Source organism: Verrucomicrobiales bacterium (assembly GCA_016793885.1).
In the GTDB taxonomy this organism is placed as follows: domain Bacteria; phylum Verrucomicrobiota; class Verrucomicrobiia; order Limisphaerales; family UBA11320; genus UBA11320.
In genome coordinates, this window is record JAEUHE010000067.1 from 23,701 (window position 1) to 36,685 (window position 12,985).

10 protein-coding genes are annotated in these 12,985 nt (G+C 59.5%); 6 read left to right on the forward strand and 4 right to left on the reverse strand.

Annotated features, from left to right (window positions below; translation table 11 throughout):
- The first annotated feature begins 100 nt into the window (after nt 1-100).
- On the forward strand, nt 101-2,164 hold the full coding sequence (locus tag JNN07_08490; GenBank protein ID MBL9167765.1) for a hypothetical protein: 2,064 nt from the start codon (nt 101-103) through the stop codon (nt 2,162-2,164).
- On the opposite strand, the gene JNN07_08495 is transcribed toward JNN07_08490, so the two are convergent.
- The 3 genes from JNN07_08495 to JNN07_08505 all read right to left on the reverse strand — a co-directional run bounded on the left by JNN07_08495 (nt 2,161) and on the right by JNN07_08505 (nt 5,296).
- The gene (locus tag JNN07_08495; GenBank protein MBL9167766.1) at nt 2,161-3,228 is read right to left on the reverse strand and encodes an ABC transporter substrate-binding protein; all 1,068 of its coding nucleotides are present in this window, start codon (nt 3,226-3,228) and stop codon (nt 2,161-2,163) included. The genes JNN07_08490 and JNN07_08495 overlap by 4 nt on opposite strands.
- Before the next feature lie 9 nt (nt 3,229-3,237).
- Entirely contained in the window at nt 3,238-3,486 is a 249-nt protein-coding gene (locus tag JNN07_08500; GenBank protein ID MBL9167767.1) for a hypothetical protein, read from the reverse strand.
- 217 nt (nt 3,487-3,703) lie between these two features.
- On the reverse strand, nt 3,704-5,296 hold the full coding sequence (locus JNN07_08505; GenBank protein MBL9167768.1) for a Na+/H+ antiporter: 1,593 nt from the start codon (nt 5,294-5,296) through the stop codon (nt 3,704-3,706).
- A gap of 579 nt (nt 5,297-5,875) precedes the next feature.
- On the opposite strand from JNN07_08505, the gene JNN07_08510 reads away from it, so the two are divergent.
- Together JNN07_08510 and JNN07_08515 are read left to right on the forward strand one after the other, a co-directional pair.
- Nucleotides 5,876-6,628: a hypothetical protein gene (locus JNN07_08510; GenBank protein ID MBL9167769.1), complete on the forward strand. Its 753-nt coding sequence runs from the start codon at nt 5,876-5,878 to the stop codon at nt 6,626-6,628.
- Between the two features lie 188 nt (nt 6,629-6,816).
- Entirely contained in the window at nt 6,817-7,572 is a 756-nt protein-coding gene (locus tag JNN07_08515) for a glucose 1-dehydrogenase (GenBank protein MBL9167770.1), read from the forward strand.
- A 253-nt stretch (nt 7,573-7,825) separates the two neighbouring features.
- Here the strand turns inward: JNN07_08515 and JNN07_08520 are convergent, their stop codons facing one another.
- Nucleotides 7,826-8,272, reverse strand: coding sequence for an SRPBCC family protein (locus JNN07_08520; GenBank protein ID MBL9167771.1), 447 nt, complete (start codon nt 8,270-8,272; stop codon nt 7,826-7,828).
- A 589-nt stretch (nt 8,273-8,861) separates the two neighbouring features.
- Here JNN07_08520 and JNN07_08525 point away from each other — a divergent pair.
- From JNN07_08525 to JNN07_08535, 3 genes are all read left to right on the forward strand, one after another.
- Nucleotides 8,862-10,277, forward strand: a complete 1,416-nt coding sequence (locus tag JNN07_08525; protein MBL9167772.1) for a Gfo/Idh/MocA family oxidoreductase — start codon at nt 8,862-8,864, stop codon at nt 10,275-10,277.
- 100 nt (nt 10,278-10,377) lie between these two features.
- Nucleotides 10,378-11,031, forward strand: coding sequence for a hypothetical protein (locus JNN07_08530; protein MBL9167773.1), 654 nt, complete (start codon nt 10,378-10,380; stop codon nt 11,029-11,031).
- Between the two features lie 115 nt (nt 11,032-11,146).
- On the forward strand, nt 11,147-12,850 hold the full coding sequence (locus JNN07_08535; protein MBL9167774.1) for a hypothetical protein: 1,704 nt from the start codon (nt 11,147-11,149) through the stop codon (nt 12,848-12,850).
- Nucleotides 12,851-12,985: the final 135 nt, after the last annotated feature.

Sequence of the window (12,985 nt, forward strand, 5' to 3'; positions counted from 1 at the left end):
CGCTCCCATGCTTTGGGCATCATGACCAGCCGGTGCCGATTGTTGGGCAGATGGCCTGCTTCGGCCGGGGGCACCCTTAATACCGATCTGACTGAGCACCATGACTACGTCCGACCTATCTCAACTGAAACTCCGCTTGGGGAACCTCCTCTTCTGCTTTCTTTCGGTGGTAGGTGGAGTGACGAGCGCACTGGATTTCGTGGTCGAACCGAATCGGACGTTTGGCCTTGGCGATGTTCGAAGCGTGGCCGTTTCCCGTGACCAGCGCTTCGTGGCAACCGCAGGACAGACCGGAGCTTTTCTGTGGGACCTGAAATCTGGTCAGTTGTTGACCCCCTTAGATTCGCCGTGGTCGGTGACCGCGCTGGCCTTTTCACCCGACGGAAGGACCCTGCTCGGAGGGAGCAGCGGCTTGGTGCGGTCTTGGAGCATCGAATCCGGTGACGTGATTCACGACCATCCACCGTCGCGAGGCGATATCTTCAGCCTGGAGTTCTCCGCCGACGGAAGGAGCTTTGTATCGGTAGCGGGCGAGGGTATCGCCCGGGTTTGGTCTTCAGAAACCGGGAGGCAAACGTTCGCGGTGGAGAAACGCGATGCTTTCTTCTTTGCCGCGGCTTTGTCCCCGGATGGAAACGTGCTGGCCACTCTCGAGGCGTCACGCACCAATAGCGTCACTCTCTGGAATGTGGTTGAGCAGGCAGAACTGCGTTCGTTGCCGACCACCAACTGGACCGCCGATCGGGTGATGTTCACTCCTACTGGGCAACTGGTGACTGCGGCTAGCGGTGGTGAGATTCTTCTCTGGAACATCGAAGCTCCCCAGGTGATCCGATCGTTTGGGGGGATAGCGGCGCCAACCCTCCTGGTGATCGATCTTTGGATGCCCGACTCCTCCACCCTGGCGGCGTTAGGGAATGACGGTCGCGTTTTTCTGTGGGACTTCCCATCGGGCGAATTGCAGCAAGTCGTTCCCGGCGTCCCCATCGTTACCGGCGCGGGCGTCACGGGGGCATTTTTAGTGGTGACGGCGGATCTTGATTCAGTCCTGAGTCTTCGGGAATTGCCCTCCGGAAGGGTGTTTCAGTCCTATCGCGGTCATACGACCTCGACTCACACGGCCGTCGGGTTTTCACCCAACGGACAATCTGTGCTGAGCGCCGGGACAGAGCGGCCGGCGCGACTATGGAATAGGCACACCGGTGGCGCAGTGCGGGAGTTCCTGGGCGGTGGATCTGGTACCATGGCCGCCGCGTTCTCAAGGGACGGAGCCCAACTGCTGACCACCGTGGGCCTTCCCGATCCTGGAGCGCGCCTCTGGGATACGGAGAGCGGCTCCATGATTCGTGAATTCAAATGGACGGGCAGCCATCCGATGAGCGCCGCTTGGTCACCGGATGGCTCTCTGGTGGCTGCAGGTGCACAGGATGGACGGGTGCGTGTGTTCAACGCGGGAACCGGTGCGCTGCTCCGTACGTTGATCGGATCGGGATGGATCAGAAGCGTGGCATTCTCTCCCCTCGCTTCGATCCTGGTCTGCGGCTCCACGGATTCGAACGCCCGGGTCTTTGAGGTGGGGACAGGTCGACTCGTCCGCACCTTGATTGCCGAGGCTGGTCCCGTGGTCGCTGTGGCCATCGCCCCCGCAGGTGAGACCCTGTTGGTGGCCTGGGGGGACGGCTTGATCCGTCTTTTTGACGCCACGACTTTTGAGCTCAGGCGGGAATTCGTCATTCGCGCAGCATTTCTTGAATCCGCCGCCTTCTCGCCCGACGGCCAGTATGTTCTTACCGGTGAAGGTTGGCCGGCGTTCACTGCGACCCTCTGGGACACCGAAACCGTGCAGCCGCTTCGAGTCTTCAGTGGGCATCGCGCGGCGGTGAGCGCGGTGGCTTTTAGCCCAGAGGGAGCCAGCGTGCTCACGGCGGGCGACCGCGTCTATGAATGGTCGGTGGCTGATCTGGCCAGTCGTCTGCGATTCCGACAAAGCGGGCGCGGCACTCGGCTCAGCTGGTCGCTCGGCCAACTGGAGGTGGCGCCAACCCCCACCGGCCCCTGGCATCCCATTCCCGGAGCTGTGAGTCCGTTCGATATTGTGGCGGAGGATCCGGCTGGGTTCTATCGAGTGATCGTCGATTCTGATGCGTCCATTCCGCAGCGCTAGACATAAGGACAGTGGCGGCAGCCGCTCCCGCAACAGTAGCCGCGTCGTCGATGGTATTGCGCGGTGAGCACGAGAAGCCCCGCCTCGAAGTAGAAATCTCCAGGTTGAAGTGGCAGTGGTGAGTTGCAGTCGATCCGGCGAAACGCGGACGCAAGCCCTTGCCAGTCGAAGAACTCGGGGTGGAGGAGGTGGGCGAGCAACTCGGTTCCGTCGATCACGCGGGGTCCGGGCCGGTTGAAGTATCCTCCCTCCACGGCAAAGACACGGCCCTGGCGCACCGCCGGAAGTTCCAGCCAGCCGGGTTGCTGCGTGAGCCATCTTGTCTGCGCGGCTGCTGCCCCGCTTCCAAAGCCGCATGGCATGAGGATGAAGACCTCTGGCCTGGCCCCCCGTACCGCTTCCCAGCTCACTCGAACGGAGTCGGCCCCCTTGCGCCCGAGCGAGTCGGTGCCTCCGGCAATCTCCACCATTTCAGGCACCCAATGCCCGGCGCAGAACAAGGGGTCGACCCACTCGGCGCAAAAGACACGTACCGGCGTGGCGTTGGGTGGCAGCCGATCAGCGATGCGTTGGAGCCGACGGCGTCCGGTGTGAATCAGATGCTCTGCCACGCTGGCGCGGCCAGTGGAGTTGGCGAGTTCACGCAGGTTCTCCTCAATCTGCGCGATCGAGTGGGGCGACATCCAGAGTATCTCCGGCGTTTGAGGTAGGGCCTTGAGAGCCTGACTGACTTCGTTGCCGGCGGGAGCGCAGACCTGACAGAGGTCTTGGGTAAGGATGTGCGTGGGCGCGAGCTGACGCAGGAGGTCTTCGTCAACTTGGTATAGGCTCTGGCCTCTCGCCACCGATGCGCTGACGGCGTGATCGATCTCGCTAGGGCTCAGTTCATCCACCGGGATGTTGCCATGAACCACCAGCGGTTTGCCTTGGATCTCCGGTGGATAGTCACAGCAATGGGTGATGCCGACCAACTGATCGATGAGTCCCAGCGCGCAGGCCATTTCCGTTGCTGAGGGCAGCAGTGAGACCAGACGCAAGTCAGGAGTGGGTGGAGGCTTGGGCATTTGAGCTTCTTAAGCTGCGGACGGAACGGGAGTGACCGCGCGAAGCGAGGCGAGGCGACGCTCCGTTAGGGACATTGATCCGAACAGCAGGCCGGCATAAAACAAATCGCCGAGCGGCCCGTTGGCCAGGAGGGGCAGCCCTGCCGCATAGCACTCCAGCAAACCGCCCGAGGTTTTCGGATCGGTCGCCACGCAGAACCAGACGCCAAAATTGGTCACCAGGAAGAATAGGCCTGAGTTGAGGAGTGAGGCAATCACGATGCGGCTCCTTCAGGGGATTACTGTGGGCGTGAAGCGTGTAGGCGGTAGAAGGATGAGCTGGTTGGGATGGTGGTGCTCGTGTCCCATACCGTGAGCCGTCCTCCCGTGCCATTTAGAGTTTTACTCATCTTTCTCTTTGACGGAAAAGTTGGCCCCGCGGAAGCGGGACCGCGAGGAGTCGCGAGTGAAAGAATCTCGTGGCAAAAGTCGGGCGCTACGAATGATGGCCGAGTCGTGCCTCAGCCAAGTCGATGTCCCGTTGAATATGCCGGAGCACTTCGTCGCTGATGATGTCCTGATCGCGGAGCTGCACAATCGTGCGTCTCTCCTCCAGCAGGGCTTCGTGGGACAGGCGTTCGAAATCTGAGGAGAACCTTCGGAGCGGGATCCCTGGTGAGTGAGCTTTGGCGCCTTCGAGTTGAAGCAGGTGATCTTGATACTCAGCGCGCAACCGGCGAAGCGCGTCAGCCATTTCCGGCTCCTGCTCCTGCATGAGATCCAGCTTGGTCAGGGCGGCCCGATTCGCTTTCAGCCTGGCGTCCCGTTCCTCCAATTCCATGGACCCGTCGTCCTTGATCCCCAGCAGCCGAATCAGTGGCGGGAGACTCACTCCCTGAACCACGAGGGTTACCAAAATAACCACGAACGTGATGAAAATAATGAGATCGCGAGCCGGGAAGGGCTGGCCGTTTTGCGCCGTCAGCGGGAGCGCCAGCGCCGCAGCGAGGGAGACCACCCCTCTCATTCCCGTCCACGCTACCAGTGCCACGTTCTGCCATCGGGGATACGGGTCGCGTTGACGCAGCGATTTGGAGGCCAGGCGGGGGAGATAGGATGCCGGAAACACCCAGACAATGCGGATGAGGATCACCGCCACACTGATCGCCAGGGCGTATCCTATCACCTGAGCCACTGGCATTTCGGCGGAGGTCAAAGCGTCCAGGATTTCGGGAAGCTGCAACCCGATCAAAATAAAAACGAACCCATTGAGAAGAAACTCTACCATGTCCCAAACCGGTCCCCCTTGAAGGCGCGTCTGGAAAGTGAGGATGTCTGGCATCCGTCGACCGAGATACAATCCAGCGGTTACCACCGCCAAAACGCCGGAAACCTCCAGTCGTTCCGCAGAAAGGTAAGCGGCGAACGGTGTCAACAGCGACACCGTGATTTCGATCGGAGCATCGTCGACGCTCTGGTGAAATTTGGCCGCCAACCAACCGAACAACAGGCCCATCCCAATCCCACCGAAGCCAACCCATAAAAACATGACACTGGCCTGCGTCAGTGAAAATGATCCGGTCGCCACGGCGAGCGTGGCGAAACGGTACGCTACCAGCGCGGTGGCGTCATTGACCAGGCTCTCGCCTTCCAGAATCGTAACGAGACGCCGGGGGACTCTCAATCGGTTCGCGATCGCCGTTGCCGCAATCGCATCCGGAGGTGATATGATGGCCCCGAGGACCAACCCGACCGCCATCGGGAGGCCCATGAGGTAGTGGCTCAGAATCGCGACGCTCACCGTGGTAAAAAGAACTAAGCCAACGGCGAGCAGGGAGATCGAACGCAGATTGGCCCGAAAATCTCTCCAAGACGTGAACAACGCAGCGGGAAACAAAAGGGGCGGAAGAAAGAACAGGAAGACCAGTTCGGGATCGAGTCGAACCTTCGGCAGTGTCGGGACGAGTCCGAGCAACAATCCGCCGACCACGAAGAGGATGGGGTAAGGTATGTGCAAGCGCCGAGCCAGCAGCGCCAACACCGCTACTGCCAGGAGCAACCCAACGAAAACCTCTGCGACACTGGTCATGCGCCGACAGGATGACGTAGAAGGCTTCGCTTGCCCAGCGGTAGACTGCGAAAATCAGCGGAAACTTGTGACGACCCCGGAAGGAGGCTCATCCCGGCCGGGCGATGCCTCGGGTAGTTTTATCCTCCTTCGGTGCGGAGGAGACAAGGTTGGCTGCTAGGCACGGTGTTTCTCCGTCAACTGGAACCTGGCAGGCAGTCTTTCGAGTTGCGGGTTGGGATTCGGACCTCCGGTGGCTTCAACTTTTCCGACGAGAGGTCGCCGGCGCCGGCTTGGGTTTTTCCTTCTTGGGTTTTCGGACCTCGCGCTTCTGACTTCTTTTTCCTTTGGCCATATCAGTTCAATGCAGTTTGATTTTGCCAACGAGACTACAGGTCGGCCTTGAGGATACAACAGAAGTTCCGGATATTTCGGTAGTGGGCGGCTTGGGGGGCGCTGTCGCCAACTTCTAAAGGCCGCGCAGTTGACTTTTAGGGAGGCGTTGTGTGATATAATTCCAAATGATGGAAGACGGCGCAGCGGCGGCTGATCTATCATCCGGCCCAGCCCGGTCCAATATTAATTGAGGAGCTTGTGACTATGATCGAACGATCAATCTACTTCGGCGTTACTTCGGTGTTTTTGTGGCTGGCCAGCGACTTGAGAGCTCAATCCAGTTTGATCCGAAATGGGGATTTCGAGCGGCCAGATCTGGTTTCATGGACGCAAGACAACACCTACATCTATCCCAGCTGGAAGAGCCAATCCGCGAACGGCCCGGTTCAACCGTTCCCAGTGTCTTACTCCTACACAGCCGCTGACGGCGTCCATTCGATGGAGTTCAATGCTGACCGGGGAAATGGCTTCGTCAACGTTCATTCCGTGAGTCTCTGGCAGTATGTAGATCTCGTGCCGGGAGCGAGCTATGTGCTGACCTTCAGCGTGGGTTCCTACGAGGATATTGAGAACTCCGGCAGCGTGAGTGGTTGGGGCGGGTTGGATTTGGCAATTTTTCAATCAGACACGATCTCCGACGCAAATCTGTACTCTTTAGCGAGCGCCACGACCTTGCCGATCGGAACCACTGCGACCTGGGATCGCTTCAGCAACGTGAACCCAGGCCTACGTCGAGTGAACTGGCAGCCGTTTTCTGTCCAGCTTGATGCCACGGCCTCACGTGCGGCGCTGATCTTCCAGGGGGGTGGGTTCAGCGACTCCATGTTTACCGGCTTGGACAGCGTCGAACTCACGATGGTTCCGGAGCCCAGTGCGTTCTGGCTGCTCAGTGTCACTTCCGCATTGTGGCTGTCTGGTCGGTCTCTCAAGCGAAGCCATCGCGGCCACGCCCGGTAGGGTGTGGTTCAAAGTGCGCTAGACTAGTTGGTGGACCGACCGCCCGCGGGGCAGTGGAAGGGAGTAGGCCTTCGGGCGTCGCTCACGGTTTGTATTCGCAGACATGACTCCAGACCGGCCGAGTTTTGTCGATGGGATGAACGGGGCGTCTAGGTCCCGGATGAAGTGAGAATAGCGCGAAGAATGTTATGAGCAGCAAAAAGCTTTTAGGCAAGGTGGCGGTGGTCACAGGTGCGTCCAAGGGTATCGGCGCCGCGATCGCAACGCATCTTGCCGCCGAAGGCGCGGCGGTGGTGGTGAACTACTCGTCGAGCAAGGAGAGCGCGGAGCGAGTGGTCCAGGACATCGCGCGCGCTGGAGGCAAGGCCATTGCCGTACAGGCCGACTTGTCGAAAAAATCCGATATTGACCAGCTCTTCGCGGAAACCAAGCGCCAGCTGGGTCCGGTGGACATCCTGGTGAACAATGCCGGTATCTATGAATTTGCTCCGGTGGAGGAGATCACCGAGGAACAGTTCCACAAACAGTTCGATCTCAACGTTCTCGGCCTGATCCGTGCCACCCAGTCGGCGGTGAAGCAGTTCAATCCCGCCGGCGGTAGCATTGTCAACATCAGCTCGGTGGTGAGCAGCATGGGATTTCCGGGAGCCACCGTATACAGCGGGACGAAGGGCGCGGTTGACTCCGTCACCCGGTCATTAGCCAAGGAGTTGGGGCCACGTGGTATACGGGTCAACGCGATCAATCCCGGCATGGTCGAGACGGAGGGTGCGCGTGCCGCTGGGATCTCCGACAGCTACATGCGCCGGCAAGTCGAAGCGCAGACCCCTTTGGGGCGCATTGGCCAGCCGCAGGACATCGCTTCTGTAGTCGTGTTCTTCGCCTCCTCGGACTCTGCTTGGATCACCGGCGAGACCTTGCGGGTTGCCGGTGGATACCGCTAGCAGGCCGTCGGACTTAGAATATCGCTCTGCGGGGTGCCCATCCGGGCTATTCCTTGGTTCCAGGGCTTTCTGGGCGTCGGCCTGCTAGAATAAAAAATCCGGCTACCGGATTTTCGAGAAGTTCAGTCCGATTGTTCAGAATCGGTCTACTTTGCCTCTACTCATCCCGCTCCGTTCTCCTTTTTAGGTTAAACGGACGCCGCAAACTTCCTGAGTCCCATGCGCTGTGATCAGCCAGAGCTCGGACGCCACTCTAGTCTGGAATCTCCGGCTCAACCAATTGCGCCAGCTGGGTCAAGGACTCCTGCCAGCCAAGGTAACAGGCCTCCGCGGGTATGACTTCGGGCACTCCTTCCTGCACGATGTTGACCTCGGTTCCGCAGGAGACCTGCCTCAGCGTGACGGTCACTTGGATGACGCCGGGAAGATTGGGATCTTCGAACCGATCAGTGTAGCGGATGCGTTCGTAGGGTGTCAGTTCGAGAAATTCGCCGCCGAAGGCGTGGCTCTTGTTGGTGGTGAAGTTGCAGAACGACATTCGGAATCCTCCGCCCACTTTGGCATCCATGTGATGAACTTTACCGGTGAAGCCAAAGGGTGGGAGCCACTTGCTCATGGCGTCACTGTCTAGGAAGGCGCGGTAAATGCGTTCAGGCGTCGAACGTAGAACCCGGTGCAGTCGGATAGTGTGGGTTGCCATGGTCGGCGAGACGTTGAGCTTTCTACAATTGGCGTGCAAGCATTACGGCGCGGAGCGGTGACCGTGGGGTGTGATTGGTTGTGGGTGAGGGCGGATCGGTGCCAAAAGAGATTCCTGACTCTGTGGGGTCGTGAGAAGAGGGGTTTTATGTCCCCCTGGAGGGGATCCATCCGGACCAACATCTCCCCAGACCAGCCAGCCGGTTTGCTCATCCACGCTGAACCGGAACGGATTTCGGCAGCCCAAAACTTCAAGTCCCCGCGCTCCACGTTTTCCCCGGCCGTGAGGGGAACGGGCCCGAAATTTTAAACCGCGATGGACGCAATGGGGAACCCGGAGGGAACAAGAAAACGGAACTGGTCCTTCCCCTTTAGACATCGCGTCCTTTGCGTCCTTTGCGGTTTAACAGTCCTTGGCGTCGTTTCCGAAATCTGCCATACCCCCATCTCGGCGCGTTGCATTGACTTTGTCTCGACCATTGGTGGAAATTTCCGTGCATGAGAATCGCCTGACTCAAGGTCCTGCTTTTGGGCTAGCCGACCGGCTTCTCACGGCGTATTGCTGAGGTGAACCATTACTTTCCCTCGCCATGAAAACATCACTGTCTCGTCGCTCGTTTGCGAAGACATCGGCCTTGGGTGCCGGTGTGCTTGCCGTTGCTCCCTTCAACATTCTGAGCGCCGCCCACGCGGGTGAGAAAGTCAGGGTGGTCCAGATTGGCTGCGGCGGCCGCGGTGCCTCCTCGCATCTGCCGGCTACCAAGGACGAGCACCTGGTCGCGATTGTCGATGTGGACGAAGGCCGACACGGGGTTGTCAGGAAGTGGATCCAAGGCAAGGGCGGCGATGCCAACAAATTGGCGGTGTTCACCGACTATCGGAAGATGTTTGATCAGGTCGGGAAGGGAATCGACGCCGTATTTATTGCGACGCCCAACCATCAGCACGCGTTGCCCGCGATGATTGCCATGAGTTTGGGGAAGCACGTGTACTGCGAGAAGCCCGTTTGCCATGATATCGCCGAGGCCCGGGCGCTGCGCGCCATGGCCGCCAGAACCAAAGTGTCGACTCAGATGGGCAATCAAGGCCACTGCGAGGACGGATATCGTAAACTCTGCGAGTACATCTGGAGCGGGGTGATTGGCAACGTCACGGAAACCCATAGCTGGACGAACCGAGCCAATGGCGGGGAGGGACCTCGGCCGCCGAAAATCGCTCCCCCCGCAGGTCTTCATTGGGACGAGTGGATCGGGCCGGCCCCCTATCGTGATTTTCACGACGATCTCCATCCGCACGAGTGGCATGGCTGGTATGATTTTGGAAACGGCTCGATCGGGAACATGGGCTGCCATGTTCTCGATGGTGTCTTCTGGGCACTTAAGTGCGACCACCCGACGAGCATTGAGGTGGAGCAGCTTCGTGGGGGCAGCGACGAAAGATATCCCACCGGGAGCCGCGTTCGATGGGACATACCGGCCCGTGGCGACATGCCGGCCCTCAAGGCGTATTGGTATGAAGGGCTCAACGCGACCACTACCGGAAAGCCCATGGGCTCGTTGCGTGCGGTCAAGGGAGACGATCGCAATCTTCCTGCGCTGCTTCTCGAGCTGAGAGCCAAGTATCCCGATGAGGAATTGGATGCGGGGGACAGCGGCACACTGTATGTGGGTGAGAAGGGGGTCATCTTTACCGGGACCTATGGCGACAAGATGCATATCGTTCCGTATGCGAAGATGCGTGAAATCCCAGCTCCGCCCAGATCCCTACCGCGACCGAGGAATATCTTTACTGATTTCCTGGAAGCCGTGCGCTCTGGTAAGACTGAGACTGCAGTGCCGTTTGAGTATGGAGCCCGTCTGACTGAATTCGCCCTCCTCGGCAACTTGGCCATGAAGGCGGGCCCGGGCAAGCCCGTCCGCTGGGATGGCCCCAACATGAAGGTCACCAATCTTCCGGAACTGAACGCTTGGGTTGAGCGTCCGAGTCGTGAGGGGTGGAAGCTCTGATGGGGAGCGGTTCCGGGCGGGAGGCCCGTGTTCGCCTAAAGGCGAATTGCTGAGGCCGCAATCCGAGGTAAGATCGTTGCTGAATTACGAAGGATTGCTCATGCTCAAAATGGTGATTATGCAGGTTGTTCCTCCAGGGCTCGCTTTGATGGCCCTTGGCTGGTTATTGACACGAATGGGAGTTGTGCCCGCCTTGGTCCTGTGGGTGACCGCATGGGGTTGCTTGTGCGGTGCGGCTGCGCTCCTGCTCCAGACCACGGAGGTGGGCGAGATGTCCTGGAAAAACTATGTGGCGGGAGTTCCGTTGCGTTGGGGGCATTTTATGAGCGGGGGGCAGCTGTGGAGACTCGCGCTTGGGGCCTGGCTGATCTGGTCGTTGTTGGGAGTGGCGGTCGCCCTGGCCTGGGGCCGAGGTTCCGCCTCGGTTCCCGCGGAGGTTTCGGCCGCTCCGAGTCCCAACGGGCTCTGGCCAGCGCTCCTCTTGGTGAGCTGGTTTCTGCTGGGCGCTGCTACGCTCTACCTGATAAGCGTGCTCCTGAAGAACTTCACGGTCACTTCCAGTTCGGGTCGTTCGCTGCTGATGATCCTTCTTGTCCTCCTGTCGCTGGCCGGAACCAGCATTTGGCTTAAGTGGACTGGGCAAGTTCGCGCGGCAGCTCTGGTAGCGGGCGGACCGATCTTGCTGGTGGGAGCGGGATACGGGCTGTTCATGTTGGTGATCCTGGTCTGCGGCCGCAATGCCCGCTGGAACTGATCGGTTGTGAATCCTGCGCCGGTATTGAAATCATTGGCGATCAAGCTTTTCAGCTCGGCTGTCGATTTCCAGCCCGCGCGCGACACGTTTGACGAAACCTTCACGGCTCCGACTCATGGCACCCTTTGAAGCCAAGATTCTCCATTTTGAAGATTCTCGCCCTCCGCATCATATTAGGTTCGAGCTCGAACGGGAGTTGATGGAGCTCTTCCAAGTAGATCCGGAGGAGCCGAAACTCACGTTTCGAGCCAGAATCCCCGTCGCCGGCATCCCCCATGAGCTTAAGCTCCGTTTCGAGGAGACTCACGGCGGTCGTAATTCCTATTCGCTGCGCATCCAAGCCGTCGAGCTTGGTTCTCCCTTGCTGCAGTCCGACGCCTACCGCAAATCGTTGGAAAGCTGGTTTGGCCTCTGGACAAGAAACTTCAAGGCGTCGGCGCCGCCCTTGCCGGGCATCGGCTCGATCGAGCGGTATCGAGAGTTGGCCGACACCGCCGTCAGCGCTGAAGCGCATCTGATGGAGGTGCAGTCCATCCAGCAGGAAATTCTGAGCCGCATGCGCGAGGGTGCTTCCTTTTCCACCGCGCATAAGGAGGGCGGCACCACGATCAACTTCAGTCAGGGCCGATTCGTGCGCGCTGACTATGGCGAGTCGAGCCGAAGGGAGGAGTTCCGGGATCCCAACCGCTTCCTGGCCTTCCTGCGGCAATTCTACGATTGGGAGACCTCACGCAATGCCCATCCCCACAAAGTCGCGGATGTCGTCGCTTGGAGGTTGATTCTCCGGTTGCTCCAGCCCGCGAGGAGTCCGAGCGTAACCCGTGCGAGTTCCGGAAGCTCTCGAGCCGCCAACGTCGAGTTCCTTAGCCGGTATCGCCGGCTGCGGTTGATTCTCGGCATCATCCTCCTGGTCGGGGCTGCGGCCTTTGGGTTAGGTTACAAGGCGTTGAGTGTGCGAACAATCGGCGTGCCCATTGGTGAGGGCTGCGGAACGCCTGATTTCATCGCCCTGCTGGTGGCGAGGCAGGAGCCTTATATCCCCTCCCTTCACCGCAACCCGAACAACGATCGGTTTCGAGTCCACCTCCTCGTGGAACCCCGGGACGGTAAGAGCGCACGTCGGCTCATTCTACTGCAGAGTAATCTCCGGGCCTCTGAGTCGCACCAGTCGACACGCATTCTCGGCTTCGATGGAAAAGTCCTCTGGGTTCTGAGTCGGGAGATCCTCGGCTACGACTATCAAGCGGGCAAGCTGCTTCGTTTGGAAGATCTTCGGCGACTGAACCCCTCCTTGGAGACATTGTGGCCTCAAGGGTATTATGAAGTGATCGATCGGTTGAGGGTGAGCACCCGGGATCGGTCGATCGTGGTTGAAATCGATCCGAAGACTCTCATCGCACAGCCAGCGCCGCCATCGCGTGGCAACAAGCCGGTCTTTCCGCCTCATCCGGTGAACTCCTATCTCTCCCCTTCACCTTCCTCGGATCCGGCACGCTTGGACCAGTCCTTGATCCGAGATTCCGGACGAACGTCAACCCTCAGGCTGGCTAACCCCGATGGGCAGCTCCTGACTTATTGGCAAAAGACGAACCTGTTCCAGCGGCGACTGTTCGTTGCTCGCGTGGATGCAAACGGCAAGGCCGTATGGGAGGCTGACACGGGGATTGGCGAGCTTCAGCAGATATTTCCCGCGACGAATGCGGTCGCCTTCTGGGGGACCCGTCCGCGCGTGGCGGACAAGGTTCCTGAGCCGGTGCTCACGATCCTTCGCACCGACTCCGGAGCGGCTGCTGTCCACTCCCTGTGGATCAAGGATTGACTACGGGCCTTCGTCCTTAGGCGAATTGTTGGCCCCCCCCGGCCATGCTAAGGATGATGCGACGTTACTAATATGAACGCCGGCGCCACTACGAATCTATGCTCCTGCTCCCAGCGGGAGGCGGTGATGAACATC